General features: G+C 67.6%; 28 protein-coding genes. 15 read left to right on the forward strand and 13 right to left on the reverse strand.

Going from position 1 to position 26,365, the window contains the following annotated elements:
* Positions 1-246: 246 nt before the first annotated feature.
* The 5 genes from htpG to tldD all read right to left on the reverse strand — a co-directional run bounded on the left by htpG (position 247) and on the right by tldD (position 6,190).
* A complete protein-coding gene (gene htpG, locus ACXJKM_RS08145; protein ID WP_457351526.1) occupies positions 247-2,127 on the reverse strand; it encodes a molecular chaperone HtpG in 1,881 nt (626 codons plus the stop codon).
* A gap of 69 nt (positions 2,128-2,196) precedes the next feature.
* Complete coding sequence (locus tag ACXJKM_RS08150) at positions 2,197-2,508, reverse strand: hypothetical protein (RefSeq protein ID WP_056192972.1); 312 nt, start codon at positions 2,506-2,508, stop codon at positions 2,197-2,199.
* Between the two features lie 13 nt (positions 2,509-2,521).
* Entirely contained in the window at positions 2,522-3,277 is a 756-nt protein-coding gene (locus ACXJKM_RS08155; protein ID WP_457351528.1) for a hypothetical protein, read from the reverse strand.
* 116 nt (positions 3,278-3,393) lie between these two features.
* A complete protein-coding gene (locus tag ACXJKM_RS08160) occupies positions 3,394-4,521 on the reverse strand; it encodes a 3-deoxy-7-phosphoheptulonate synthase (RefSeq protein WP_457351530.1) in 1,128 nt (375 codons plus the stop codon).
* Positions 4,522-4,726: 205 nt separating this feature from the next.
* Entirely contained in the window at positions 4,727-6,190 is a 1,464-nt protein-coding gene (tldD, locus tag ACXJKM_RS08165; RefSeq protein ID WP_457351532.1) for a metalloprotease TldD, read from the reverse strand.
* Between the two features lie 135 nt (positions 6,191-6,325).
* Here tldD and ACXJKM_RS08170 point away from each other — a divergent pair, with 135 nt between their 5' ends.
* Together ACXJKM_RS08170 and ACXJKM_RS08175 are read left to right on the forward strand one after the other, a co-directional pair.
* Entirely contained in the window at positions 6,326-6,652 is a 327-nt protein-coding gene (locus ACXJKM_RS08170) for a hypothetical protein (protein WP_457351534.1), read from the forward strand.
* 148 nt (positions 6,653-6,800) lie between these two features.
* Complete coding sequence (locus tag ACXJKM_RS08175; RefSeq protein ID WP_457351536.1) at positions 6,801-7,988, forward strand: PQQ-dependent sugar dehydrogenase; 1,188 nt, start codon at positions 6,801-6,803, stop codon at positions 7,986-7,988.
* On the opposite strand, the gene rsmI is transcribed toward ACXJKM_RS08175, so the two are convergent.
* Positions 7,966-8,886: a 16S rRNA (cytidine(1402)-2'-O)-methyltransferase gene (gene rsmI, locus ACXJKM_RS08180; RefSeq protein ID WP_056192990.1), complete on the reverse strand. Its 921-nt coding sequence runs from the start codon at positions 8,884-8,886 to the stop codon at positions 7,966-7,968. The genes ACXJKM_RS08175 and rsmI overlap by 23 nt on opposite strands.
* Here rsmI and ACXJKM_RS08185 point away from each other — a divergent pair.
* The 3 genes from ACXJKM_RS08185 to ACXJKM_RS08195 are packed head-to-tail and all read left to right on the forward strand — an operon-like array spanning position 8,879 to position 10,520.
* Positions 8,879-9,271 carry a YraN family protein gene (locus ACXJKM_RS08185; RefSeq protein ID WP_056193141.1) on the forward strand — a complete coding sequence of 131 codons (393 nt, stop codon included), beginning with the start codon at positions 8,879-8,881 and terminating at the stop codon, positions 9,269-9,271. The two genes, rsmI and ACXJKM_RS08185, sit on opposite strands and share 8 nt — an antisense overlap.
* Before the next feature lie 39 nt (positions 9,272-9,310).
* The gene (locus tag ACXJKM_RS08190) at positions 9,311-9,889 is read left to right on the forward strand and encodes an SIS domain-containing protein (protein ID WP_056192992.1); all 579 of its coding nucleotides are present in this window, start codon (positions 9,311-9,313) and stop codon (positions 9,887-9,889) included.
* Between the two features lie 19 nt (positions 9,890-9,908).
* Positions 9,909-10,520: a BON domain-containing protein gene (locus ACXJKM_RS08195; protein WP_457323941.1), complete on the forward strand. Its 612-nt coding sequence runs from the start codon at positions 9,909-9,911 to the stop codon at positions 10,518-10,520.
* Between the two features lie 87 nt (positions 10,521-10,607).
* Here ACXJKM_RS08195 and ACXJKM_RS08200 read toward each other — a convergent pair whose 3' ends face one another.
* The 3 genes from ACXJKM_RS08200 to ACXJKM_RS08210 all read right to left on the reverse strand — a co-directional run bounded on the left by ACXJKM_RS08200 (position 10,608) and on the right by ACXJKM_RS08210 (position 13,766).
* Positions 10,608-11,498 carry an NAD(P)-dependent oxidoreductase gene (locus ACXJKM_RS08200; RefSeq protein WP_457351538.1) on the reverse strand — a complete coding sequence of 297 codons (891 nt, stop codon included), beginning with the start codon at positions 11,496-11,498 and terminating at the stop codon, positions 10,608-10,610.
* A gap of 10 nt (positions 11,499-11,508) precedes the next feature.
* A complete protein-coding gene (locus ACXJKM_RS08205) occupies positions 11,509-12,645 on the reverse strand; it encodes a PilT/PilU family type 4a pilus ATPase (protein ID WP_056193006.1) in 1,137 nt (378 codons plus the stop codon).
* Between the two features lie 77 nt (positions 12,646-12,722).
* Positions 12,723-13,766, reverse strand: coding sequence for a type IV pilus twitching motility protein PilT (locus ACXJKM_RS08210; RefSeq protein ID WP_056193010.1), 1,044 nt, complete (start codon positions 13,764-13,766; stop codon positions 12,723-12,725).
* Positions 13,767-13,793: 27 nt separating this feature from the next.
* Between ACXJKM_RS08210 and ACXJKM_RS08215 the strand changes: the two genes are divergently transcribed.
* The 5 genes from ACXJKM_RS08215 to ACXJKM_RS08235 all read left to right on the forward strand — a co-directional run bounded on the left by ACXJKM_RS08215 (position 13,794) and on the right by ACXJKM_RS08235 (position 18,524).
* Positions 13,794-14,471 carry a YggS family pyridoxal phosphate-dependent enzyme gene (locus ACXJKM_RS08215; protein ID WP_457323996.1) on the forward strand — a complete coding sequence of 226 codons (678 nt, stop codon included), beginning with the start codon at positions 13,794-13,796 and terminating at the stop codon, positions 14,469-14,471.
* On the forward strand, positions 14,468-15,145 hold the full coding sequence (locus ACXJKM_RS08220; protein ID WP_457351540.1) for a c-type cytochrome: 678 nt from the start codon (positions 14,468-14,470) through the stop codon (positions 15,143-15,145). Before ACXJKM_RS08215 ends, ACXJKM_RS08220 begins: the two co-directional genes overlap by 4 nt.
* Positions 15,142-16,419, forward strand: a complete 1,278-nt coding sequence (locus ACXJKM_RS08225; RefSeq protein ID WP_457351542.1) for a c-type cytochrome — start codon at positions 15,142-15,144, stop codon at positions 16,417-16,419. Before ACXJKM_RS08220 ends, ACXJKM_RS08225 begins: the two co-directional genes overlap by 4 nt.
* A gap of 211 nt (positions 16,420-16,630) precedes the next feature.
* Complete coding sequence (locus ACXJKM_RS08230; RefSeq protein ID WP_457351544.1) at positions 16,631-18,178, forward strand: methyl-accepting chemotaxis protein; 1,548 nt, start codon at positions 16,631-16,633, stop codon at positions 18,176-18,178.
* Between the two features lie 28 nt (positions 18,179-18,206).
* Positions 18,207-18,524: an energy transducer TonB gene (locus tag ACXJKM_RS08235; RefSeq protein WP_056193025.1), complete on the forward strand. Its 318-nt coding sequence runs from the start codon at positions 18,207-18,209 to the stop codon at positions 18,522-18,524.
* A 98-nt stretch (positions 18,525-18,622) separates the two neighbouring features.
* On the opposite strand, the gene ACXJKM_RS08240 is transcribed toward ACXJKM_RS08235, so the two are convergent.
* Positions 18,623-19,021, reverse strand: a complete 399-nt coding sequence (locus ACXJKM_RS08240) for a cold-shock protein (RefSeq protein WP_457351546.1) — start codon at positions 19,019-19,021, stop codon at positions 18,623-18,625.
* A 108-nt stretch (positions 19,022-19,129) separates the two neighbouring features.
* Here ACXJKM_RS08240 and ylqF point away from each other — a divergent pair, with 108 nt between their 5' ends.
* The 4 genes from ylqF to ACXJKM_RS08260 all read left to right on the forward strand — a co-directional run bounded on the left by ylqF (position 19,130) and on the right by ACXJKM_RS08260 (position 23,938).
* On the forward strand, positions 19,130-20,095 hold the full coding sequence (gene ylqF, locus ACXJKM_RS08245) for a ribosome biogenesis GTPase YlqF (RefSeq protein WP_457351548.1): 966 nt from the start codon (positions 19,130-19,132) through the stop codon (positions 20,093-20,095).
* A 65-nt stretch (positions 20,096-20,160) separates the two neighbouring features.
* Entirely contained in the window at positions 20,161-21,555 is a 1,395-nt protein-coding gene (locus ACXJKM_RS08250; protein ID WP_457351550.1) for a wax ester/triacylglycerol synthase domain-containing protein, read from the forward strand.
* Positions 21,552-22,718 carry an acyl-CoA dehydrogenase family protein gene (locus ACXJKM_RS08255; protein ID WP_457351552.1) on the forward strand — a complete coding sequence of 389 codons (1,167 nt, stop codon included), beginning with the start codon at positions 21,552-21,554 and terminating at the stop codon, positions 22,716-22,718. The genes ACXJKM_RS08250 and ACXJKM_RS08255 overlap by 4 nt, the downstream gene beginning before the upstream one ends.
* Before the next feature lie 17 nt (positions 22,719-22,735).
* Positions 22,736-23,938 (forward strand): acetyl-CoA C-acetyltransferase, encoded by a 1,203-nt coding sequence (locus ACXJKM_RS08260; RefSeq protein WP_457351554.1) that lies wholly within the window; start codon positions 22,736-22,738, stop codon positions 23,936-23,938.
* A gap of 63 nt (positions 23,939-24,001) precedes the next feature.
* On the opposite strand, the gene ACXJKM_RS08265 is transcribed toward ACXJKM_RS08260, so the two are convergent.
* Together ACXJKM_RS08265 and ACXJKM_RS08270 are read right to left on the reverse strand one after the other, a co-directional pair.
* Positions 24,002-24,334 (reverse strand): hypothetical protein, encoded by a 333-nt coding sequence (locus tag ACXJKM_RS08265; RefSeq protein ID WP_457351556.1) that lies wholly within the window; start codon positions 24,332-24,334, stop codon positions 24,002-24,004.
* A gap of 39 nt (positions 24,335-24,373) precedes the next feature.
* Positions 24,374-24,550 carry a hypothetical protein gene (locus ACXJKM_RS08270; RefSeq protein ID WP_200955217.1) on the reverse strand — a complete coding sequence of 59 codons (177 nt, stop codon included), beginning with the start codon at positions 24,548-24,550 and terminating at the stop codon, positions 24,374-24,376.
* Between the two features lie 337 nt (positions 24,551-24,887).
* On the opposite strand from ACXJKM_RS08270, the gene ACXJKM_RS08275 reads away from it, so the two are divergent.
* Entirely contained in the window at positions 24,888-25,142 is a 255-nt protein-coding gene (locus ACXJKM_RS08275; protein WP_157281155.1) for a hypothetical protein, read from the forward strand.
* A gap of 9 nt (positions 25,143-25,151) precedes the next feature.
* Here the strand turns inward: ACXJKM_RS08275 and ACXJKM_RS08280 are convergent, their stop codons facing one another.
* Positions 25,152-26,315 (reverse strand): YbfB/YjiJ family MFS transporter, encoded by a 1,164-nt coding sequence (locus ACXJKM_RS08280; RefSeq protein WP_457322637.1) that lies wholly within the window; start codon positions 26,313-26,315, stop codon positions 25,152-25,154.
* Positions 26,316-26,365 lie beyond the last annotated feature (50 nt).

A 26,365-nucleotide genomic window follows, 5' to 3' on the forward strand; every position in this document is an offset into this window, starting at 1 on the left:
CCGCAACAGAGGCGCAGAACTCACTCGGAACCATGTACGACGCAAACTCGGTGGAAACCCTAGGAGGGTAGCCGCGAGCCGGCCGAGGCGAAAGCCCGGGGGCACGGAACCTGTCGCAAAACCGTCACAAAGCCACGTAAAGAGCGCAGAAGCAGGGCCGACTCGGCGCCCCAGCAAGGCCGCCGGCGCCCAGACCGGCCCGGACTCAAGGACCGGGCCTGGCGCTGGACTGCAGCGCCGCGACGGTCAACCCGTCAGCAGCGCGTTGACGCGCTTCACATAGGCCGCCGGGTCTTCCAGGTGACCGCCTTCGGCCAGCACGGCCTGGTCGAACAGCACCTGGGCGAGGTCGTCGAAGTGATCGCTGCCATCCAGCTTCTTCACCAGTGCGTGCTCGGCGTTGATCTCCAGCGTTGGCTTGCTCTCGGGCGCGGTCTGGCCGGCCTGCTTCAACAGGCGCGCCAGATGGCCGCTCATGTCGCCCTCTTCCACGACGATGCAGGCGGGCGAGTCGACCAGGCGGGTTGTCACGCGCACGTCCTTGGCACGGTCCTTCAGCGCTTCTTTCAGCTTGTCCAGCAGCGGCTTCAGGCTCTCTGCCGTCTCGTCGGCCTTCTTCTTCTCGTCCTCGTCCAGCAGCTTGCCCAGGTCCACGGCGCCCTTGGCGACGGACTGCAGCGTCTTGCCTTCGAATTCATAGAGGTGGCTGAGCATCCACTCGTCGACGCGGTCGACCAACAGCAGCACCTCGATGCCCTTCTTGCGGAAGATCTCTAGCTGTGGGCTGTGCTTCGCAGCAGCGAGCGAATCGGCGGTGATGTAGTAGATGACGTCCTGGCCGTCCTTCAGGCGCGACACATAGTCGGCCAGGCTGACGTTCGCGTCCGCATGCGTCGAGGCAAAGCGGAACAGCTTGGCCAGGCGTTCCTGGTTCTGGTGGTCTTCGCCGATGCCTTCCTTCAGCACCTGGCCGAAGTCCTTCCAGAAGGCGGCGTACTTGTCCTTGTCGGCCTGCTCTTCGCTGTTGGCCAGGCTTTCCAGCATGCCCAGCACGCGCTTGGTGGAGCCCTCGCGGATGGCCTTCACGTCGCGACTTTCCTGCAGCAGCTCACGGCTGACGTTCAGCGGCAGGTCGGMCGAGTCSAYCACGCCCTTGACGAAGCGCAGGTAGRYCGGCATCAGCGCCTSGGCGTCGTCCATGATGAAGACGCGCTTSACGTAGAGCTTSACGCCGCCGCGCTTGTCGCGGTTCCACAGGTCGAAGGGCGCCTTCTGCGGGATGTAGAGCAGCTGGGTGTACTCGCTGCGGCCCTCGACGCGGTTGTGCGTGTAGGCCAGCGGCGCGTCGCTGTCGTGGCTGATCTGCTTGTAGAACTCTTCGTACTGTTCTTGCGTGACCTCGCTCTTGGAACGCGACCACAGCGCCGAAGCCTTGTTGACCGGCTCCCATTCGTCGAGCACGACCTGCTTGGCGTTGTCCGCGTCCCACTCTTCCTTCTTCATCAGGATGGGGAGCGAAATGTGGTCGCTGTACTTGCTGATGGTCGACTTGACGCGCCAGGTCTTCAGGAACTCTTCCTCGCCGTCGCGCAGGTGCAGGATGACGTCGGTGCCGCGGCCAGCCTTGGTGATGGTCTCCAGCTCGTACTCGCCGGTGCCTTCGCTGCTCCAGCGCACGGCCTGGTCCACCGGCAGACCGGCACGGCGGGTCTCGACGGTGATGCGGTCGGCGACGATGAAGCCGGAGTAGAAGCCCACGCCGAACTGGCCGATCAGCTGGGCGTCCTTCTTCTGGTCGCCTTCCAGCTTGGCCATGAACTCGCGCGTGCCGCTCTTGGCGATGGTGCCCAGATGCGAGGCAGCCTCGTCGGCGCTCATGCCGATGCCGTTGTCGCTGATGGTCAGCGTCTTGGCTTCCTCATCAAAGCTGACGCGCACCTCCAGGCTGGTCTGGTCTTCCCAGAGCGCCGCGTTGTCCAGCGCCTCGAAGCGCAACTTGTCGCAGGCGTCGCTGGCGTTGCTCACCAGCTCGCGCAGGAAGATCTCCTTGTTGGAGTACAGCGAGTGCGTGACGAGGTGCAGGATCTGCTTGACTTCGGCCTGGAAGGCGTGGGTTTGCTTGGTCATGGTGAGGTGTCCATCAAAACAAAACGCGGCCTCAGGTCGGGCCGCGCGGCAGGAGTTCAAGTGGGGGCGTCAGTAGGAAACTGCAAGCCGTGGCACATCGACTTTGATCAGCGCCTTGGACAGCGAACCAGCCGCCGCGCGGGCGTAGTCCAGCGCCCAGGCGGCATCGGCAAACGCAGCCGGCCCTGCGGCCAGCGCGACGCCCACCAGCTTGTCGGCCAGCAGCACCTTGCCCGAGCCTCGCAGGGGCTCGCACTCCAGGCGGACGAAGTTCTCGTCCAGCCAGCGGCGGGCGGCCTCGAAGCCCAGCACCTCGGTGCCGTCGAGCTGGATGTCGACCGGCGCGCCGGTGGCGAAGATGACGGTGATCCGGGCTTGCATGGCCCGGATTGTGTCAGTGGACCGACGATCCGGGTCGAGGACGACTGCTGGAGGACCCGCGCTCAGTCCAGCGGCCGGGGCAGGGCTTGGCGCCCCCCAGGACAGTCAGCGATGCAAGGCCGAGCATCAAGCTCAGCCAGGCTGCGGGCTCCGGCACGGGAGACTGCGGGTCGTTGGCGCCCAGGGTCAGGTCGTCCCACACCACCTTGCCCGGCTGCCCGGTAAACACCACCGACTTCGCCACGCCCGAGAAGGAATACCCGCCCGGCCCGAAGGGGCACCGGCTGGCGTTGTAGGCCGCGCAACCTGGCGAGCCCGGCAGCAGCACCAGCGGCGGCGCCAACAGTGCACCGTTGCCGCCCAGGCCGCTGTAGGCAGAAATAGTTGCCACCGAGCCAGGCGCCACCGCGTAGCTGAAGCCGATCGCGAAGCTGAAGCCGCTGGGAAAGTCGAAATACGTTGAGGTGCCACTGCCGATGCCCATACCGCCCTGCGACGAGGTCACCGACAGGCCGCCGCGCGAGGCATTCGAGCAGCTTCCGCCCAGCGCATTCAGGCAAACCGCCACCGCGTTGCTCGCGAAGGTCGCGCCCAGATTGGCGCCCGTCGTGCCCTGGCTGCTGGTGCCGCCGCTGTAAAAGCTCAGGATGTCGGCGTAGCTGGTGCTGGGATAAGTGGCGTTCACGCCTTCGAACCCAATGACCACCACCGCCTGCGCGGGGGCGGCGAGCAGGGCAGAGAAAGCGGCCGCAAGCAGTAGATGTCGCATGGTGCTGATCCTCAGGATGCCCAAAGGCTCAGGCTACTCCCGGGCGCGCCGGGCCGCGCCCCCGACCCCTTGATTTACCCCTTGATTCGGGGGCCCGCACTCAAGCGCCAGTGCGATCAGGCCCGTGTCGCGCGAACCGCCTCGGACAGCACGTCCAGCACGGCCAGGGAGTCGTCCCAGCCCAGGCAGGCATCGGTGATGCTCTTGCCGTATTCGAGTGCGGCCGGGTCGTCCTTGCCGGGCGTGAACTTCTGGGCGCCGTCATGCAGGTGGCTTTCCACCATGACGCCGAAGATGCTCTTGCCGCCCTCGCGCATCTGGCCGGCAATGTCGCGCGCCACGTCCAGCTGGCGCTGGTGCTGCTTGCTGGAGTTGGCGTGCGAACAGTCCACCATCAGGCGCTGCGGCAGCTTGGACTTGGCCAGGTCAGCGCAGGCCTCGGCGACACTCTTAGCGTCGTAGTTGGGCGCCTTGCCGCCGCGCAGGATGACGTGGCAGTCGGCGTTGCCGCGCGTCTCGACGATGGCGACCTGGCCGTTCTTGTGCACCGACAGGAAGTGGTGGCCGCGCGCCGCCGCCTGGATGGCGTCGGTSGCGATCYKGATGTTGCCGTCGGTGCCGTTCTTGAAGCCGATKGGCGCCGACAGGCCCGACGCCAGYTCGCGGTGCACCTGGCTTTCGGTCGTGCGCGCACCGATGGCGCCCCAGGCGATCAGGTCGCCGATGTACTGCGGCGAAATGACGTCCAGGAACTCGCTGCCGGCTGGCACGCCCAGGCGGTTGATCTCCAGCAGCAGCTGGCGGGCGATGCGCAGGCCTTCGTCGATGCGGTAGSTYTCGTCSAGGTAGGGGTCGTTGATCAGGCCCTTCCASCCCACCGTCGTACGCGGCTTCTCGAAGTAGACGCGCATSACGATCTCCAGCGTGCCKGCGTACTTCTCGCGCTGCTCCTTGAGCTTGCGGGCGTACTCGATGGCGGCCGTCGGGTCGTGGATGGAGCAGGGGCCGATGACGACGAGCAGCCGGTCGTCCTCGCCGCTCATGATCTTGCGGATGCGCTGGCGGGTCTGGCCGATCAGGTTCTCCATCGCCGTGCCGCGGATGGGAAAGAAACGGATCAGATGTTCCGGCGGCGGCAGCGGCGTGACGTCGACGATGCGCTCGTCATCGGTGGCACTGGTCTTGTCGTCCTGGGAGTACCAGCGCTGGGCTTCGGGTTCGACGGAAGAGACTTTGGCGTTCATCGGATCAGCCTTTCAGAAAACAAAAAACCGCCGGGCTTTGCGGGCCCGGCGGTTTGTAGGGAGTCTGGGTTCAGCGCGCGCGCTCAGGACTCTCCACCGCCGGGGCGGGGAAAAAACCAAAAGCTAAAGTAAGCAGCGCGGGACATGGGAGCGGAATCTAGCACGCTGGCCGGCGCAGTCGTTCGTGAAGCGCCAAGCCAGGCTTTCAAGCCGTGCCGCCCACCGTCAGCCCCTCAATCCGCAGCGTCGGCTGCCCGACCCCCACCGGCACGCTCTGCCCCTCCTTGCCGCAGACGCCCACACCGGTGTCCAGCGCCATGTCGTTGCCGATCATGCTGACGCGCGTCAGCGCATCCGGGCCGTTGCCGATGATGGTGGCACCCTTCACGGGGTACTGGATCTTGCCGTTCTCGACCCAGTAGGCCTCGCTGGCCGAGAACACGAACTTGCCGCTGGTGATGTCGACCTGGCCGCCGCCGAAGTTGGTGGCGTACAGACCCTTCTTGATCGACGCGACGATCTCCTTGGGGTCGTCCTTGCCGCCCAGCATGTAGGTGTTGGTCATGCGCGGCATGGGCACATGGGCATAGCTCTCGCGGCGGCCGTTGCCGGTGGGGGCGACCTTCATCAGCCGCGCATTCATCGCGTCCTGGATATAGCCCTTCAAGATGCCGTCCTCGATCAGCACATTGCGCTGGCTGGCACAGCCCTCATCGTCGACGTTGAGCGAGCCGCGGCGGTCGGGGATGGTGCCGTCGTCCAGCACCGTGACGCCCTTGGACGCGACGCGCTGGCCGATGCGGCCGGCGAAGGCGCTGGAGCCCTTGCGGTTGAAGTCGCCCTCCAGGCCGTGGCCGACGGCTTCGTGCAGCAGCACGCCGGGCCAGCCGGGGCCGACGACGACGACCATCTCGCCGGCCGGTGCCGGGCGGCTTTCGAGATTGGTCAGCGCCGCGTGCACGGCCTGCTCGACATAGCTGGCGATCATCTCGTCAGTGAAATAGGCCAAGCCGAAGCGCCCACCGCCGCCGCCCGAGCCGACCTCGCGGCGGCCATTGCTCTCGGCGATGACGGTGATGGACAGGCGCACCAGCGGGCGCACGTCCGCTGCCAGCGTGCCGTCGGCACGCGCGATCAGCACCACCTCGTGCTCAGCGGCCAGGCCGGCCATGACCTGCGCGACGCGCGGGTCCTTGGCGCGGGCCATCTTCTCGGCGCGCTCCAGCAGCGCGACCTTGGCGGCACTGTCGAGGCTGGCAATGGGGTCGGACACGCCGTACAGCTCGCGGCTGCCGGCCACGCGGCTCTGGCCCGGCACCTTGACCTTCTTGCTCTGCCCAGCCGCGGCGATGGTGCGCACGGTGCGCGCGGCGTCCAGCAGCGAATCGAGCGAGATGTCGTCCGAGTAGGCGAATGCCGTCTTCTCGCCGGCCACGGCGCGCACGCCGACGCCCTGGTCGATGCTGAAGGACCCGCTCTTGACGATGCCCTCCTCCAGGCTCCAGCCCTCGGCGCGCGTGGTCTGGAAGTAGAGGTCGGCGTCGTCGACGCGATGCTCGGTGATGAGGCGCAACGCCTGCGAGAGCGAGGCCTCGGTGAGGCCGAAGGGCTCCAGCAGTTGCGAGCGGGCGGTGGCCAGGCGGGCCAGGGTGGGTTCGACGGCGATCATGGCTTGATTCTAGGAAGTCGGGCGTCAGGCATTGGAAGACATGGACATCCTTCTTTACCGGCAGGGTGTCAGCCGCGCGGAAAAAGGCGTCGTTGTGGACAGACCTTGCAACCCGACGTCCCCAAGGAGTCCCCGATGAAGACCTTTCACAAAGCCCTGATCGCCCTGCTGACCCTCACCGGTGCCAGCGCCTTCGCCCAGACGCCCGGCACCAACACGCCTCGCATCGACCAGCGCGAGGCCAACCAGCAGGCCCGGATCGCGCAAGGCGCCGCCAGCGGCAGCCTGACGGCCCACGAGACCCAGCGCCTGGAGAAGGAACAGGCTCGCGTCGACCACGCCGAGGCGAAGGCCAAGGCCGACGGCACCGTCACCGCCAAAGAGCGCCGCCACCTGACCGCCATGCAAGACGGCGCCAGCCGCGACATCCACCGCAAGAAGCACAACGCCCGGGAGCAGTGACCAACGCAGCCGCGTGTCGAGCCAGATGACCCATGCATTACGCCTGCTAACAAATCCATCCCTGGCGGTGGCCTGCTAGGGATGGCCGGCGAGGCGAGGCCCCGCACAGCATGCGGCGTATCCGTCCTTCACGGATTTGGAGCGCCGCATGAAGCTTTTCCCGCTCGCCACGCTGGCCCTGGCCGCTGCTGTCGGCCCCGCTTTCGCCGCCACCCTGGTCGGCTCGGGCTATGAGCAGCCCGTCTTCCTGACCGCCCCCAGCGGCGATTCGCGGCTCTTCATCGTTGAGAAGACCGGGCGCATCAAGGTGCAGGACAGCGGCGGCACTGTTTCGACCTGGCTCAACCTGTCGGGGCAGGTCGACACCGGCGGCGAGCGCGGCCTGCTGGGCCTGGCTTTCGACCCCGGCTTCACGAACAACGGCCGCTTCTATGTCGACTACATCGACAAGACGACGCTGAGCACCGTCGTCGCGAGCTATACCGTCAACGGCGCAGGTGCCGTGGACCTGGCCAGCGCCAAGACGGTCATCACGGTGGCCCAGCCGGCGGGGCGCAGCAACCACAAGGCCGGCTGGATCGGCTTCAATGCCGCGGACCCGGGCAACCTCTACATTGCCACCGGTGACGGCGGCAGTGGCAACGACCCCGACAACAACGCCCAGAACCTCAACAGCAACCTGGGCAAGCTGCTGCGCATCACGCCAAACCCCGCGGGCGGCTACACGGTGCCAACGGACAATCCCTTTGTCGGCGTGGCAGGCAATGACGAGATCTGGGCCTATGGCCTGCGCAACCCCTATCGCAACAGCTTCGACCGCCAGACGGGCGACCTGTGGATTGGCGACGTGGGCCAGGGCGCGCGGGAAGAAGTGGATTTCGCTTCCGCTGCCTCGGGCCTCGGCCGCGGCGCCAACTACGGCTGGCGTGTGCGCGAGGGCACGATCGCTACGCCCGGGATCAGCGACCCCACGCCGCCCAACCTGACCGAGCCTATCTACGACTACGGCCGCGCCAACGGCGATGCCACCGTCATTGGCGGCTATGTCTACCGTGGCGGCGCGGATGCCAGCCTCGAAGGCAAATACGTGTTCGGCGACTACATCTCCGGCCGCATCTGGACCCTGAACGGCGGTACCGCCACGCCACTGGCCTCGCCCTTCGGCGGCTCGACGCTGACCAGCTTCGGCGAAGGAGGCAATGGCGCCCTCTATGCCGTCGGCATTGACGGCAATGTCTATCTGCTCGCTGCCGCGGTGCCCGAGCCCGCGCCCGCGCTGTTGCTGGCCCTGGGCCTGGCGGCCGGCAGCCTCTTCACTCGTCGCCGCCGCGCTTGAGGGCCAGACCGGCGTCGTAGAGGCGGTTCCGCGGCGCGCCGCTGATCTGCGCGGCCAGGGCGACGGCCTGCTTGAGCGGCAATTCGGCGACGAGCAGGGCCAGCACGCGCAGGGCCTCAGTGGGCAGTTCATCGTCCGCCGCGGCCTGCGGCGCCAAGGCATGCAGCACGAGGACGAACTCGCCACGCTGGCGCTGGGCGTCGGCCGCGAGCCAGGCCGGCAGCGTCGCAGCCTCGGCGGTGTGGATGCTCTCGAACTGCTTGGTCAGCTCGCGGCAGACCGTCACGCGACGCGTCGGCGCCAGTTCGGCCAGCAGTGCAATCACCTCGACGATACGGTGCGGCGCCTCGAACACGACCTGGCTCTGGCCTTCCACAGCCAGCACCGCCTGCAGCGCCGTGCGGCGTTCGCCGGCCTTGGTCGGCAGGAAGCCGGCAAACGCAAAACCCCGGGCCGCCGTGTCGCCAGCCACGCTAAGGGCCGTCACCGCGCTGCTCGGCCCGGGCAGGGGCAGCACGCGGTAGCCGGCTGCGACCACCTCCTGCACGAGCACGGCGCCGGGGTCCGAGATGGCCGGCGTGCCGGCGTCGGAGGCATAGGCCACGCGCTCACCGGCGGCCAGCCGTGCGAGGACAGTGGCGCTGGCCTCGCGCTCGTTGTGCTGGTGCAGCGCGATCAGCGGCTTGTGCAGGCCCAGATGGCGCAGCAACTGAGCTCCCTGGCGCGTGTCCTCGCAGGCCAGGGCATCGGCCAGGCTTAAGGCATGGATGGCGCGCAAGGAGATATCAGCCAGATTGCCGATCGGCGTCGCGACGAGATAGAGCGTGGCGGCCGGATACTGCTGGCCGCCGGCTGCGGCTTGTGCGGCCTGACGAAGCACAGAGGCATCAATGTTCAAGTGGGGCTCTCGTTCAAAACCTGACCGGGCCGAGATCGGCCTGGCGGGCGAGGACGCGGCGCTCGCGCATCTGCAGCGCGCCGGCCTGCGCCTGGTGGAGCGGAATTATCGAGTCGGCGGCGGCCCCAACCGCCGTGCCGGCGAAGTTGACCTGATCCTGCAGGACCGCGACGGCACCCTGGTCTTCGTCGAGGTCCGGGCAAGGGCGAGCGATTCGCATGGCGGCGCGGCCGCCAGCGTGACGGCCAGGAAGCAGCAGCGCCTGATCTACGCGGCCCAGCACTATCTGCTGCGCCACGCCAGCCCACCGCCCTGCCGTTTCGACGTCGTTGCCATCGATGGCGCTGAACTCACCTGGCTGCAGGCCGCCTTCGATGCGGGTTGATACCGACGCCGCTGCCGCGCTGACTATGATCCCGCCCCAATGATCGAGCAACGCATCCAGCAGCAATTCTTCGAGAGCGCCGACCTGCTCTACCAAGCCGCCGAGCAACTGGCGCGGCCCCTGGCGATGGCCGCGCAGATGGTGGTGGACGCCGTCACTGGCGGCAGCCGCATCCTGTGTGCCGGCCAGGGCCTGGCCAGCATGGACGCCGACTACCTGGCCGCCCGCCTGGCTGGCCGCTTCGAGCAGGAGAGGCCTGGCCTGGCCGCCTGGAGCCTGTCCGCCCAGGCCCGTGACGCCGCGGGCGTGGACCTGGCGCGCCTGCTGCAGGCCCATGGCCACCCGGGTGACGTCCTCGTCATGATCGAGCCCCTGCGCGAGCAGCGCGACGCCTGGCAGTCAGCCGTGGCCGTGGCCCATGCGCAGGAGATGAGCATCATCGCGTTGACCGCCCAGCCACCGGGCGCCGCCGACGAATGGCGCGGCCTGCTGCAGGACACCGATATCCAGATCCGCGTCAGCCACGGCCGCGAGCCACGCGTTGTGGAAGCCCAGCGCGTGCTGCTGCATGCGCTGGTCGACGCTGTCGACCTGCAACTGCTCGGCAGCGACGAATAACCTCCTTGACGGAACCCCGATGAAAAAACTCAGCCTCACCCTGACCGCCGCCATCCTCGCCAGCACGCTTGCCACCGGGTGCGCGCCACTGCTGATCGGCGGCGCGATGGTGGGTGGCGTCAGTGTCGCCACCGACCGCCGCACCTCGGCCACCCAGCTCGAGGACGAGACCATCGAGATCAAGGCCGGCGCCCGCATCCGCGAGCAGCTGGGCGACAAGGTGCACATCAACGTCAACAGCTACAACCGCGTCGCGCTGATCACCGGCGAGGCCCGCAACGAAGCCGACCAAGCTCAGGTGGAGCGCATCGTCGCCGGCGTCGAGAACGTCACCAAGGTGCTGAACGAGACTGCGGTCACGATGCACAGCGCACTGAGCGGTCGCTCCAACGACGTCGTCATCCAGGGCAAGGTCAAGGCCTCGTTCATCGACGCGCGCGACCTGCTGAGCAATGCCTTCTACGTTGTCGTCGAGCGCGGCCAGGTCTTCCTGATGGGCCGCGTGACCGAACGCGAGGCCAATCGCGCCACCGAGATCGCGCGCCAGGTCGGCGGCGTCAAGAAAGTGATCCGGGCGTTCGAGATCATCAGCGAAGACGAACTCGCTCGCCTCACACCGAAAAAGCAGTAGCTCCGAGCACAGCCACAGAGGCACGGAGACGCAGAGGAATTCGCTGCGGCTTTTTCCGTGCCTCTGTGACTCTGTGGCTTTGTTGGGTCAGAGACGCTTGATCAAGCTGGACGTGTCCCAGCGATTCCCGCCCAGCGCCTGCACGTCCGCATAGAACTGGTCCACCAGCGCCGTCACCGGCAGGCGTGAGCCATTGCGGCGCGCCTCGTCGAGCACGAGGCCCAAATCCTTGCGCATCCAGTCGACCGCGAAGCCGAAGTCGAACTTGCCTTCGACCATGGTCTTGCCGCGGTTGTCCATCTGCCAGCTTTGGGCCGCCCCCTTGCCGATGACCTCGAGCACCTGGGCCATGTCCAGGCCGGCGTTCTGGCCAAAGCGCACGGCCTCGGACAGGCCCTGCACGACACCGGCGATGCAGATCTGGTTGACCATCTTGGCAAGCTGCCCCGAGCCCGGGCCGCCGAGCAGGGTCACGGCCTTGGCGAAGGCCAGGGCGATGGGTTTCATCATGTCAAAAGGGGCCGCATCGCCGCCGCACATGATGGTCAGCGCACCGTTGACTGCACCGGCCTGGCCACCGGATACCGGCGCATCAACGAAGGCGACGCCCCGCTTGGCTGCCTCGTCGTGCAGCTCGCGAGCCACGGCCGCCGAGGCTGTGGTGTGGTCCACGAAGACGGCTCCCGAGGTCATGCCGGCGAGTGCCCCTTCGTCGCCGAGCGCCACCGAGCGCAGGTCATCGTCGTTGCCAACACAGCAGAACACGAACTCCGCGCCCCGGGCGGCCTCAGCTGGCGTGGAGGCAAAGGCACCTCCGTATTCCTTGACCCAGGCCTCGGCCTTGGACTGGGTGCGGTTGTAGACGGTGACCTGGTGGCCAGCGCGCGCCAGATGGCCGGCCATCGGATGGCCCATGACGCCCAGGCCCAGGAAGGCGACGCGGCGGGCGGGGACGGGGTCGTAGCTGCGGGTGGTCATGAGCAATGGGTCAAAGAATCGTCAGATGTTCGGTGCCGCTGGACAGGTCGCCGCTGCGAGCGCGTTCGCTGTTGAGCTTGATCTGCAGGCGCAGGTCGTTGACCGAATCAGCATTGCGCAGTGCGTCTTCGTAGGTGACCTTGCCGGCCTCGTAGAGGTCGAAGAGGGACTGGTCGAAGGTCTGCATACCCTGCTCGCGGGAGCGCTTCATCAGCTCCTTGATCTCGGTGATCTCGCCCTTGAAGATCAGGTCTGAGATCAGCGGCGAATTCAGCAGTATCTCGACCGCGGCGACACGGCCCTTGCCTTCGCGGCGCGGCAGCAGGCGCTGGCTGATCAGCGCGCGCAGGTTCAGCGACAGGTCCATCAGCAGCTGCTGGCGGCGGTCCTCGGGGAAGAAGTTGATGATGCGGTCCAGCGCCTGGTTGGCGCTGTTGGCGTGCAGCGTCGCCATGCACAGGTGGCCGGTCTCGGCAAAGGCCACCGCGTGCTCCATGGTCTCGCGGTCACGCAGCTCGCCCATCAGGATGACGTCGGGCGCCTGGCGCAGCGAGTTCTTCAGCGCGGCCTCCCAGCTGTCGGTGTCCAGGCCCAGCTCGCGCTGCGAAACGATGCAGTTCTTGTGCGGATGCACGAACTCGATCGGGTCCTCGATGGTGACGATGTGGCCGTAGGTCGTCTCGTTGCGCTCGTCGATCATCGCGGCCAGCGACGTGCTCTTGCCCGAGCCGGTGGCGCCGACGACGATGACCAGGCCGCGCTTGTGCTGCACCACCTCGCGCAGGATGACCGGCAGGTCCAGCGACTGGATGGTGGGCAGCGTCGACGGAATCGTCCGCAGCACCAGGCCGACCTGGCCCTGCTGCAGGAAGGCGTTCACGCGAAAGCGCCCGACGCCATGCGGCGAGATCGCGAAGTTGCACTCCTTGGTGCGCTCGAACTCGGCCGCCTGCTTGTCGTTCATGATGGCCCGCGCCAGCTGCAGCGTGTGCTGGCCGGTCAAGGGCTGAGGCGAGACCTTGGTCAGCTTGCCGTCCACCTTGATGGCCGGCGGGAACTCTGCCGTCAGGAAGAGGTCGGAGCCCTTGCGCGACAGCATCAGCCGCAGCAGATCGTTGATGAACTTGGAGGCCTGATCGCGTTCCATGAATGGCTTTCTATGTGTGCGGCGTTTTGCCGTCACTCACGTGGCGAGCCACATGAGTGACGTCAAATTCCCCGGGACTAGCCCGGGAAATTTTCCGGAAACTTCGCTTTCGAGCGAGCTTCGGCGGGCGAAATGATGTTGCGGCGGACGAGGTCGGTCAGGTTCTGGTCCAGCGTCTGCATGCCCTGCGAGTTGCCCGTCTGGATGGACGAGTACATCTGCGCCACCTTGTTCTCGCGGATCAGGTTGCGGATGGCCGAGGTGCCCAGCATGATCTCGTGCGACGCGACGCGGCCGGTGCCGTCCTTCAGCTTGCACAGGCTCTGCGAGATGACGGCCACCAGCGATTCGGACACCATCGCCCGCACCATCTCCTTCTCGGCCGCGGGGAAGACGTCGACGATGCGGTCCACCGTCTTGGCGGCCGACGAGGTGTGCAGCGTGCCGAACACCAGGTGGCCCGTTTCCGCGGCGGTCAGCGCCAACCGGATGGTTTCCAGGTCGCGCATTTCGCCCACCAGCACGCAGTCCGGGTCTTCGCGCAGCGCCGAGCGCAGCGCGTTCGCGAACGAGTGCGTGTGCGGGCCGACCTCGCGCTGGTTGATCAGGCTCTTCTTGGATTCGTGCACGAACTCGATCGGGTCCTCGATGGTGAGGATGTGGCCGTACTCGTTCTCGTTGAGGTGGTTGACCATGGCGGCCAGCGTCGTGCTCTTGCCCGAGCCGGTCGGGCCGGTCACCAGCACCATGCCGCGCGGCTTGAGCGCCAGTTCGGCGAAGACCTTGGGCGCGTTGAGCTGCTCCAGGCTGAGGATCTTGCTTGGAATGGTCCGGAATACGGCGCCCGCGCCACGGTTCTGGTTGAAGGCGTTGACGCGAAAACGCGCCAGGCCCTGGATCTCGAAGGAAAAGTCGACTTCCAGCGTCTCCTCGTACATCTTGCGCTGGGAGTCGTTCATGATGTCGTAGACCATGTCGTGGACCGCGCGGTGGTCCAGGGCCTCGACGTTGATGCGGCGCACGTCGCCATGCACCCGGATCATCGGCGGCAGGCCGGCCGAAAGGTGCAGGTCCGACGCCTTGTTCTTGACCGAAAATGCCAGCAGCTGAGTGATGTCCATGATGATCTGTGGAGTGCTCGGACCATTATGGCGATCTCCGACTCCCTCCAAGCCACCAAAAATCGCATCGCTGCGGCATGTGCCTCGGCCGGCCGTCCACCCCAGGCGGTCCGTCTGCTCGTCGTCAGCAAGACCTTCCCGGCCTACGCCGTGCGCGAGGCCTTTGAGGCCGGCGCCCGCGCCTTCGGGGAGAACTATGTGCAGGAAGGCCTGGCCAAGGTCGGCGAGCTGAGCGATCTGCGCGGCCAGATCGAATGGCATCTGATCGGCCCGCTGCAGTCCAACAAGACCAAGCCCGTGGCCGAACAGTTCGATTGGGTGCACAGCGTGGACCGGCTCAAGATCGCCCAGCGGTTGTCCGAGCAACGGCCGGCCGACCTGGCGCCGCTCAATGTCTGCCTGCAAGTCAACATCAGCGGCGAGGCGAGCAAGAGCGGCCTGCTGCCCGATGACGTGGCGGCGCTGGCTCGCGAGGTCGCAACCTTGCCCCGGCTGCAGCTGCGTGGCCTGATGGCGGTGCCCGAACCCGGCCCCGAAGCGCTGGCGCAGCATCGGGCCATGGCCGCGCTGTTCGAGACGTTGAAGCAGGCCGGCCTGGCCCTGGACACGCTGTCGCTGGGCATGAGCGCAGACCTTGAGGACGCCATCGCGGCCGGCTCGACGATGGTGCGCGTCGGCAGCGCCATTTTCGGAGCGCGGGGGTGAAGGCCGCCTGGCTGCTGACCCTGGCCGCGCTCGCGGCCCAGGCCCAGCCCGTCCCTGACACGCTCGCGCAGCGAGCGTTGGCCTGCACCGGCTGCCATGGCAAGGAGGGGCGCGCCGCACCCGACGGCTACTACCCGCGTCTGGCCGGCAAGCCGGCCGGCTATCTCTACAACCAGTTGCTGAACTTCCGCGACGGCCGGCGCGACTACGGTTTGATGAGCGAACTCATCGCGCCGCTGTCCGACGCCTATTTGGAGGAGCTGGCCGGTCATTTCGCATCGCTGGACCTGCCTTATGCGCCGCCGCAGAAGTCTGGCCTTCCGGCTACCGAGCTGGCCCGCGCCGAGGCGCTGGTCAACCGCGGCGACGCCGCCCGCCGCCTGCCGGCCTGCACCGCCTGCCATGGCGAGCGCCTGACAGGGACTCAGCCCGCCATACCGGGCCTGCTCGGTCTGTCACGCGACTATCTGAACGGCCAGCTCGGCGCCTGGCGCAGCGGACAGCGCCGCGCCCAGGCGCCGGATTGCATGGCGCATATCGCCAAGACCCTGACCGAGCCTGAGATCAACGCGATCACCCAATTCCTCGCCGGCCGGGCCCTGCCGGCCGACCCGCATCCCGCGCCCACCCTGGCTGCCCCGCCGCCGTTGCGCTGCGGCGGCCTGCCGCCATGAAGCGCCTCTTGATCGGCCTCGCGTTGCTGGCCCTGCTGGCCATTGCCACCGCTTTCGGGTTGCTGGCCTGGCAACGCGCCCTGGGCGACGCAACGCCGCCCTCCGCCGCACCCGTCAGCCTGGAACGCGGCGCCTACCTCGCCGCCGTGGGCAATTGCGCCGGCTGCCACACGGCCCGCGGTGGTGAACGCCTGGCCGGAGGCCGGGCGATCCCGACGCCTTTTGGCACCGCCTTCTCCTCCAATCTGACGCCCGCCGCCACCGGCCTGGGTGGCTGGACCAGCAACGACTTCTGGCAGGCGCTGCATTTCGGCCGCAGCCGCGACGGCCGACTGCTGGTGCCGGCTCACCCAATCACCAACACCACCCTCGTCAACCGCGAGGACGCCGACGCCCTGTATGCCTGGATGCAGGCCCAGCCGCCCGCGACCGCGCCACGGCGCGAGCATGAGCTGCGCTGGCCTTACGGGAGCCAGCTGGCCGTCGCCGTCTGGCGGACCTTGTACTTCAGGCCCGGGGTCTACCAACCCGACCCGGCCCGGGACGCGGCCTGGAACCGTGGCGCCTATCTCAGCCAGGGCCTGGCCCATTGCAGCGCCTGCCACGCCGGCCGCGATGCCCTGGGTGGCGACCGTGGTGCAGCGGATTTCCGCGGTGGCCTGCTGGCCGGCCTGGGCTGGGTGGCCCCTTCGCTGCATGACCCGGCCGAGGCCGGTGTGCAGCGTTGGCCGACTGAGGTGCTGCAACGCTGGCTGCGCGACGGCAAGGCGCAAGGTCATGTGGCGCTCGGCCCCATGGCCGAGGTCGTCATCGGCAGCACTGCGGCGCTGGACGATGCCGACCTCGCCGCAATGAGCAGTTATCTGCGTGCCTTGCCCGAGCAGGCCGTTTCCCGCTCCGAGCCGGCCGAGCCGGATGCGCGCCGCCGCAAGCGCGGCGCCGGCCTCTACCGCGATCACTGCGCAGCCTGCCACGGCGAGCAGGGCCAGGGGCGGCGCGACGCGAGCGGTGCCCCCGCCTACCCTGCGCTGGCCGGCAGCCGCCTGGTCACCCAGGCCAGTGCGGCCAACCTGATCCGCCTCATCGAGCGCGGCGGCTTCGCACCGGCGACGCCCGGCAACCCGCGCCCCTACGGCATGCCGCCCTTCGCGGGCGTGCTGGGCGCCGAAGACCTGGCCGCGCTGACCAGCCATCTGCGGGCATCCTTCGGCCACGCTGCAGGTGAAGTCGATGCCGTCGAGGTGCTGAGGCTGCGCGCCGTGGCGGCCCGTTGAACCCACAAGCCCCTGGGCGCGGGGGGCCGACGTGAACGACTTCACGCAAGCCTGCCGCAGGCAGGTAGCAAATGGTCACAGGTCGCGACACACTGCGCGCGGCTCCCGGGTAGGGCCGTCAAAAACAGGGCCGAGAGCCCTACAGTCGTCGTTGAATTCAAGCGCGGCAGCCCGCCGCCGATACCCGATCACCGGACAAGGACCTGAACAGATGAACTTCCTGACGCAATTGCGCATTGGCCATCGGTTGGCCTTGAGCTTTGGCCTGCTCATTCTGTTGCTGGTCGGGATCGGCATTTACGGCGCGAAGAATGCGAACGGCTTAGCCAAGGATCTGGACCGCACCGCCAACTCCAGCCTCTTCAAGATTGGCGCAGCCAACGGTCTGGAAAGCCAGGTCAACATCATTTCGCGCGCCGTGCGCGACCTGCTGCTGCTGGATACCGCTGGCGCCATCAAGAAGCAGAAGAAGGCCGTCGCCGACGCGCTTGAAGAAGGCGAAAAGCAGCTCAAGAGCCTGGAAGACGCTGTCTCGGGTGACGGAGAAAAGGCTGCCATCGCCGAGGTGCGGGGTCACAAGGCCAAGTTCCTGGCTGCACTCGAAAAATTCCAGAAGATCCAGACCGACGGCACGCCCGACGAGGCTCGTGAAAGCCTGATAACCGACCTGCGCCCCGCCCAGGCGGCCCTGCAGGAAGGCCTGAAGAAGCTGGTCGACATCCAGTTTGAAAGCGGCAAGGCACTGGCCACGTCCGGTGTCGAACTGGCCCGCTTCTCCGTCTGGGTGACCATCGTCCTGCTGGTCGTGGCCGTGGTCATCGGCATCGGTGGCGGCCTCGTCATCACCCGTTCCATCGTCGCCCCGGCCCGCAAGGCCCAGCTGGCCGCCGAGGCCATTGCCGCCGGTGATCTGACGCAGGACATCCAGGTCGAAGGCCGCGACGAACTCAGCCAGATGCTGCAGGCCATGAAGGACATGCAGCAGGCTCTCTCGGGCGTTGTGCGTGATGTGTCGACCGCCGCCAGCGAGGTGGCCCAGAACTCCGGCTCCATTGCCGACAGCAATTCCAATCTGGCCGAGCGCACCACGCGTTCCGCCGCCAGCCTGCAGAACACCGCCGCTTCGGTGGAAGAGATCGCCTCCACGCTCAAGGGCGCCAGCGACCTGACCCGCCGCGCGGCTGGCATCGCCGTGACGGCCCGCCAGGCCGCCAGCAATGGTGGCGCCGTCGTCTCCAAGGTCGTCGAGACCATGGAAGAGATCAGCGCCAGCTCCAAGAAGATCGGCGACATCATCGGCGTCATCGACGGCATCGCCTTCCAGACCAACATCCTGGCGTTGAACGCGGCCGTGGAGGCCGCCCGGGCCGGCGAACATGGCCGCGGCTTCGCCGTGGTGGCCGCCGAAGTGCGTGCGCTGGCTCAGCGCTCGGCGGGTGCCGCCAAGGAAATCAAGGTGCTGATCCAGGAATCGACCGTCAAGGTCGAGAACGGCACCACGCTGGTCAACAACGCCGGCGTCACCATCCGCAGCGTCGTCGACGAAGTCAACAACATGGGTCAGCTGATCGAGGAAATCTCGCACTCGGCCCAGGAGCAGGCCACGGGCGTCGGCGTCGTCAACGGCGCGATGAACGAGCTCGACAAGGCCACGCAGCAAAACACCAGCCTGGTCGGCGATCTCAGCCGCTCGGCGGACGCCCTGCGCGACAGCTCGACGCGGCTGATCGAGGCGGTCGGCTTCTTCCGCGCCGCCTGACCCCATCAATTACTTTCCGAGGCTCGCCATGTCATTCCTGCGTTCCGCCACCATCCTGGCCGCCAGCCTGATGCTGGCCCTGGCCGCTCAGGCCGCACCCAAGGTCGTCAAGAAGGTGCCGCCTGAGTTCCCAGCCGAGGCCTCCAAGAAGGGCATCTCCACCGGCTCGGTCAAGGCCAAGATGACCATCGAAGCCGACGGCAAGGTCAGCGACGTCGAGATCGTCGAAGCCGAACCCAAGCGGGTCTTCGACCGCGCCGTGAAGGCGGCGCTGATGGAGTGGAAGTTCGAGCCCGGCGAAAAGGCCACTCACGAAGTCAAGCTCGTCTTCAAGAACGAGGACTGAAACCCGACCGAGCACAGTGCCTGCGCACTGTGCGACGCGGGTTTCAGGACAGCCGGCATGCAGGCCGGCTGGCATGAGCAGCGCCCGAGAGCAGCGCCTCAGCGCTTCATCACCGGCAATTCGCCGGTCCGGTCCGCGGGCTGCCACCAGTGCATCCCACCCGCCACCAGCATCACCGTGACCACGGCGCCCCCGGCCAGCAAGCCCAGGCGCCGTTTCTTTTGGGCCTGCCGGGCGCGGACGCGGGTGCCGCCCGCCGATGCGCGCAGCGCCGGGCTGAGATGGGCCTGCGACAGCCGCTTCAGATTCACCGCCTGCTTGCGACCGTCACGGCTCGTGACAATTTCAAAGCTCAGCGGCTCGTCCATCCGAGGACCCTCGCCGTCTGTCGGGAACGCGGCCAAGCCGACGAAGACTTCCTCTCCCCCGCCAGAGGGCCGGATGGTGCCGTAGCCGGCATCCTGGTTCCACGCGCTCAGTACGCCTTCGAATCTCATATTCACCTCAACGACTACCCCCAGATCTTGGGGGATGCGGCGCAGATCGCCGCAACCGGATGTAAGCCACCGACAATCCGCCCTCCCAAGTTCCCACCTCCCCTGCGCATGCCCATCAACTGGTTCCCCGGCCACATGAATTCCACCCGTCAGGCGATCAAGGATCGCGTGAAGGCGGGGCTGGACGTGGTCATTGAACTGCTCGACGCGCGCCTGCCCGGCTCCAGCAGCAACCCGCTGCTGGCTGCACTGACGACGGGCCGGCCGTCGCTGAAGGTACTGAACAAGCAGGACCTGGCCGACCCGGCCCAGACCGCCGCCTGGCTGGACTACTACAACGCCCAGCCGCACACCCGCGCCATCCCGCTGGATGCCGGCGACAAGGCGCCGGCGCGCGCCCTCATCAAGGCCTGCCGCGAGCTCGCACCGCTGCGCGGCGACATGCACAAGCCGCTGCGCGTGCTGATCTGCGGCATTCCCAACGTTGGCAAGAGCACGCTGATCAATACCCTGGTCGGCAAGCGCGCCGCCAAGACGGGCGACGAGCCCGGCATCACCAAGATCGAGCAGAAGTTCGTGCTGGAGAACGGCTTCTACCTGTTCGACACGCCAGGCATGCTGTGGCCGCGCATCGCCATCGAGCAGAGCGGCTACAACCTGGCCGCCAGCGGCGCCATCGGCCGCAATGCCTTCGACGAGGAGGAGGTGGCGCTGGAGCTGATTGCCGTGCTCAAGCGCCACTACCCCGAGCGCCTGCAGCAGCGCTACGGCCTCACCGAGCTTGGCGCCGACGACGCCGTGCTGGAGGCCATCGGCACCAAACGCGGCGCCAAGGTGCGCGGCGGCGGCGTGCTGATGCACAAAGCCGCCGAAGCGTTGCTGATGGACTTCCGCGGCGGGGCCCTCGGTTGCATCACGCTGGAAACCCCACAAGAGATGACGGCCTGGCGTCGAGCGGCGGCCGACGAGGAAGAGCGCAAGGCCGCCGAGGCAGAGGCCGCGCGTCTGGCCGACAAGGAACGCCGCAGCGGCAAGCGAAAGTCGTCCAGCGGGGACGCGGAAACAAGCGCGTAAATTCCCGGCCTTGACCGTCTCACCGGCGCGCCTATGCTGGGCCGCCCGGAACGACACGAGACATCATGAGCCGACTCTCCCTGCTCGACCTCGCCTTCTTCATTGCCGAAAGCGAGGCCAGTCCCAAGCATGTGGCGGGCCTGCACATCCACCAGATTCCCAAGGGTGGCGGCGCCAACTTCGCCAAGCAGCTCTATGAGGAGTTCCTGACCCACACCGACGTGCAGGCGCCCTTCGATGCCGTCATCAACTTCGTCTCGCCCACGCTGATGCCGAGCTGGAGCACGGCCGAATCGGTGGACCTGGCGCAACACGTCTTCTTCCACAAGCTCAAGGCCGGCCAGAACGACCGCGAGGCCCTCTATGCCTTTGCCGCGGAGTTGCACGAACCGGTGCTGGACCGCAGCCGGCCGCTGTGGGAGGTGCATGTCATCGCCGGCCTGTGGGACAAGCAATTCGCCATCTACTACAAGATGCACCATGCCGTGGCCGACGGCATCACGATGACGCGCTGGGGCGTCGAGTCCCTGCGCGCGACGCCCGACGACGACACCGTCACGCCGGTCTGGACCTTGTCGCACGCGCGACGCGCCAGCGGCCTGTCGCGCAAGAAGCGGCTGGATCAGGCCGTCGCCGGCACCGTCTGGAAGCAGCTCACCGCCAACAGCAAGCGCGCCGTCGGCATCGGCCGGCTCACGGCCATGCTGGCGCTGGAAGCCATCAAGCTGACCAAGAACGCCATCGCCCTGCCCTTCATGGCCAGCCGCGGTACACCCTTCACCGGCAATGCCACGCCCGGTCGCCAGTTCGCCACCGCCGCCGTGCCCATGGCGCGCATCGACGCCATCCGCAAGGTGTCACGCGCCACACTCAACCACGTGGCCCTGACCTGCCTGGACGGCGCCATGCACCGCTACCTGGCCGACGAGGGCATCGAGCTGGACCGGCCCATCACCATCCAGATGCCGGTGAACCTGCGCCGCGAAGGCGAAAAGAGCGGCGGCAACAAGATCGGCATCATCCTGGTCGACCTGTCGCCGCCCACCGACGACGCCTTTGTGCGGCTGCGCAATGTCGGCTATTCGCTGCGCAATGTGCGCACGATGATCGACGCCGTCGCGCCCGAGGCGGTCGAGACCTACACCATCCTGACCGGCCTGCTCGGCCAGATCGCCGGCATGCTCAAGCTGGCCGATGTCGTCACGCCCATGGGCAACACGCTGGTGTCCAACGTGCCCGGGCCGGCCGAGCGCCTGTACATCAAGGGCGCACCGTTGCTGGAGATGCACCCCATGTCGACACTGCCGGCCACCCATCTGCTCAACATCACGTTGTTCAGCTATGCCGGCACTCTTTACTTCGGCCTGATTGCAACCGACGCCCTGCCCAACCTGGGCCGGCTGGCGGCCTATGTGGAGGAAGAGATCGCGACGCTGGAAGAAGCCGTCGGCATTTCATGAGTCTTCCGCTCTTCCCCTCGAACTGGATGACCGAGGAGCACCGCCTGCTTCAGGACAGCGCCGCGCGCTTCTTCAGCGAGCGCTGGGTACCGCGCGCCGCTGGCTGGCGCGCGGCGGGCCTGATGGAGCGCGACACCTGGCACGAAGCCGGTGCCCAGGGCCTGCTGTGCGCGGCCATGCCGGAAGCCTTCGGCGGCAGCGGCGGCGACTTCGGCCATGAGGCCGTCATCGTCATGGCGGCTGCACGGGCCAACCTGGGCGGCTTCGGCGGCAGCGTGCACTCGGCCATCGTCGCGCCCTATCTGCTGCGCCACGGCAATGACGGGCAGAAGGCGCGCTGGCTGCCAGCGATGGCCACCGGCGAGCGCGTTGGCGCCATCGCGATGACGGAACCGGGCACGGGCTCTGACCTGCAGGCCATCCGCACCCGCGCACGCCGCGTCACTGACGAAAAGGGCGACCACTACGTCATCAACGGGCAGAAGACCTTCATCACCAATGGACAGAACGCCGACCTCATCGTCATCGTCTGCCGCACCGGGGACGCACCGGGTGCCAAGGGCTTGTCACTGGTCGTCGCGGAGATCGATGCCGGCACGACGGGCCTGACGCGCCGTCGCCTGGACAAGATCGGCCTGCACGCCCAGGACACCAGCGAGCTTTTCTTTGATGAGCTGCGCGTGCCGGCCGCCAACCTGCTTGGGTCAAGCGAGGGCCTGGCCTTTGGCCAGTTGATGGGCGAACTGCCGCAGGAACGCCTCGTCATCGCATGCCAGGCCGTCGCGATGACGGAACGCGCGCTGGACGACACGGTGGCCTACGCCAAGCAGCGCGAGGCCTTCGGCCAGCCGATCTGGAACTTCCAGAACACCCGTTTCGTGCTGGCCCAGGCGCAGAGCGACGTGCTCGCCGCCCGCGCGCTGCTCGATGCCGCCATCTCGGCCCATCTGAAAGGTGAGCTCGACGCCGCCCGCGCGGCGCTGGTGAAGGCCTGGTGCAGCGACCTCGCCTCGCGGCTGACCGACGCCTGCCTGCAGCTCTTCGGCGGTTATGGCTACATGCTGGAGACGCCGATTGCCGAACTGTGGGCCGACGCCCGCGTGACGCGCATCTACGGCGGCACCAATGAAATCATGAAAGAGCTGGCTTCGCGATCCATGTGAGGCCCCTGGAGACCCCCATGTTCGACGCCTATCTCTACGGCCATTGCCGCACGCCGCGCGGCAAGGGCAAGCCCGACGGTTCGCTGCACGCGGCCACGCCGATCTGGCTGGTGCGCAGCGTGCTGCAGGCCCTGCAGCAGCGCACCCAGCTCGACACGTCGTTGGTCGACGACGTCATCCTCGGCTGCGTGACACCCATCGCCGAGCAGGGTGGCGACATCGCCCGCATCGCCGTGCTGGACGCCGGCTGGGCGCAGTCGGTGGGCGGCGTCACGCAGTCACGCTTCTGCGCCTCGGGGCTGGAGAGCGTCAACCTCGCCGCGGCCAAGGTGGCCAGCGGCTTCGAACGCCTGGTCGTGGCCGGCGGTGTCGAGAGCATGAGCCGCGTGCCCATGGGCAGCGACGGCGGCGCCTGGATGCTGGACGAGCGCGTCGTCAGCGCCATCGGTTTCGTGCCGCAGGGCATCAGCGCTGATCTGATCGCAACGCTGGAGGGCTTCACGCGCGATGAGCTCGACGCCTACGCGGCGCGCTCCCACCAGCGTGCCACCGCGGCGCGTGCCGAAGGGCGCTTCGCGAGCGCGCTGGTGCCGGTACATGACGAAGCCGGCGCCCTGCTGCTGGCCGAGGACGAAACCATCCGCCCACAAACGTCCATCGAGACGCTGGCGGCGCTGAACCCCAGCTTCATCAAGCTGGGCGCGAAGTTCGACGGCCTGGCATTGCGCAAATACCCGCAGGCGTCGGCGATCGAACACCGCCACCATGCCGGCAATTCATCGGGCATCGTTGATGGCGCAGCCCTGGTGCTGGTGGGCTCCAAGGCCGGCGGCGAAGCGGCGGGAGTCAAGCCCCGCGCGCGCATCCGTGCGGCCGCCGTCGTCGGCAGCGAGCCGACCATCATGTTGACCGGCACGACACCAGCCTGTCAGAAGGCACTGCGCCAGGCCGGCATGCAGGCGTCCGATATCGACCTGTGGGAAATCAACGAGGCCTTCGCCGCGGTGCCGATGAAGACGGCGCGCGATCTGGGCCTGGACCTGGATCGCGTCAACGTGAACGGCGGTTCAATTGCGCTCGGCCACCCGTTGGGCGCAACCGGCGCCATGCTGCTGGGCACCTTGCTCGATGAGTTGGAGCGACGCGATCTCCAGACCGGCGCCGTGACGCTGTGCGTCGGCGGCGGCATGGGCATCGCCACCATCATCGAACGGGTCTAGGGCCTGTCTCCCGGCGGCAATGGGTCGCGAAGACCCGCCGCAAGGGTTGTGGCCAGAAAGGCCCTACAGCCTGATCCAGCCGCCGGCACGCAAATGCCAGCGGCCACCGCGGCTCTCCCAGCGGTGAGGCTCATAGCGATAGCCGGCACGCGGGCGCTCGTAGTAGCCGGGCACCCAGTGGTGACGGCCGCCGTTCCAGCCCCAGTAGCCATTGACCCAGACTGCGCCCGTATAGGGCGTGACGGGCACGACCTCGGCATAGGGTGCGGGAGGCGGCGCGTCGACCACGATGGTCGAGCCACCGTCGTAGTAGCCGGCCCGGTGGGCAGGCACGACCACGCAGGCCGACAGCAGTGCAGATGAAGCCAGGGCGAACGCCAGAGTGAGTCGTTTCATCGGAATCTCCAGGCCGCCTCAGGGAGACGGCCCATTCGGTTACCTCGAGCCAGGCTGAACGTAGACGCTGCCGCGGTAGTAACCGCCGTCACGTTGGTGGCCGCCATCCCGGTAATAGCCGTCCCTGTGGTAACCGCCGTGGCGGGCCGGCACGATGATGCAGCCCGACAGCAGGGCGGTAGAAATCAGGGCAATGGCCAGGGCCAGTCGTTTCATGAGGATCTCCAGGCCACGAAATACGCGGCCGTGCCCCACTAACCGCCACGAGCCCGTGGCGGATGACGGCGTCACACAGAGTTACTCCGTGGCGGACTGTTGCTGCGGCTTCAGATAGCAGTCCATCCGGGCGATGAAACGCGTCTCGGTCGCGCTGCACCCTGGGCCGGCCCATCTCGTGTTCGTACTGCACGGCGTGTTGGTCGGTGCCGAACCTGCTGAGCGGGTTGCCGCTGCCGGCACCGCTGACAGCGGCCTTGATGTCACGGGATCACGAGGGAATCAGGAGGTCTGGCCCGCGGTATTCTGCGGCGCTTCACCCGAACCGACTTTCGACATGAAACGAATCTTCCTGACGCTGCTGCCGCTCGCACTGGCCGCCTGCGCTTCGACGACACCGCCCGCCCAAAGCGGCGCCCAGGCTGCGGCCGACAACGGCACCATCTGCGAGCGCGACTCACCCACCGGCAGCATGCTGCCCAAGACGCGCTGCACCACCGCCGCTGAACGCGAGGCGGCGCAGCGCAGCACCCAGGCCGTCAGCGAGGCCGTGCGCAACCAGCGCTCCGCCCCTCCCGGCAAGGGCAGCTGAGGCAAAGGCTCAGCGCGATTCCCGCAGCAGCGCGGCCAGGCAGGCCATGCCGGCCGCCATCACGGCTGCCGTCAGCCACAGCGCGACATCGAAGCCGCCGCCGGCCTCGACCATCCGACCGGTCAGCGCAGGCGCGCTGATCTGTGCCATGCCATAGCTCAGCGTCAGCCGGGCCATCGCCTTGCCTGGATTGGCGGGTGAATGCCGGCCAACCAGAGCCAGCGTCAGGCTGACGATACCGATGAAGGTCGCGCCATACAGCAGCGCGCCCGCCAACGCGGCCACCAGACCGCTGGCCAATATCGGCAGCAACACGGCGAAGATCTGCACGCCGAAAGCGATCAGCAGCGCGCCAACGTCGCCCGTGCGGCGCGCAATGCGATCCCAGACGAACACAGCCGGCGTCGCCGACAAGCCCACCAGCAGCCAGGCCCAAGGCCCCTGTCCGGCCAGCAGCGGCTGAGCCTCGACGATGGCGACAGTGAAGGTCGCGTTGACGACGAAGCCCCAGCCCGCGCAGAAATAGGCCGCCACCATCAGCGCCATCCAACGCCGGCTGGGTGCTGCATCGGACGCGGCTTTCGCGGCCGGCGGCGGCACCGGCGGGCGCCAGGCCCAGGCCGGGATCAGGAAGACCAAGCCGAGCAAGGCATAGCCCTGCCATTGCAGGGCCCAGTTCAGATTCCACTGCGTCATGCCCATCGCACCCAGGGCCGACACGACGATGCCCAGCCCCAGGCCGATGAAGTAGATGCCCAGCTCGGGCCGGCGCCCCGACCGGATCAACCAGCCCTGCACCAGGCCCGAGCCCAGCAGCATGCCGGCCGCGCCGCACAGGCCACCGACATAGCGCGACAACGCCCAGCCGCCGAAGCTCGTGCTCCAACCCATCAGCGCGGTGATGGCCAAAGCCGTCGGCAGGCCCCAGCTGTACAGGCGCTGGCGCCAGGTCGGGCTCTCGATCCAGGCCGCCAGCAGCGCGCCGCTCATATAGCCCGCGTAGTTGATGGCCGCCAGCAGCCCGCCGTCGGCGACGCCCAGGCCCGCCTGGGCCTGCATCTGCGGCAACAGCGGCGTGTAGGCGAAGCGCGCGAGGCCGATGGTCAGCACCAGCGCACAGATGCCACCCAGCAGCACCTGCCAGGCGCGCAGACGGAATTCGGGCTCGGCCATGGCCGCAGGTTAAGCGAGCCGGGCATACCCCAGGCACTGGGGGGCTTGCA

Source organism: Roseateles sp. P5_D6, assembly GCF_054049415.1.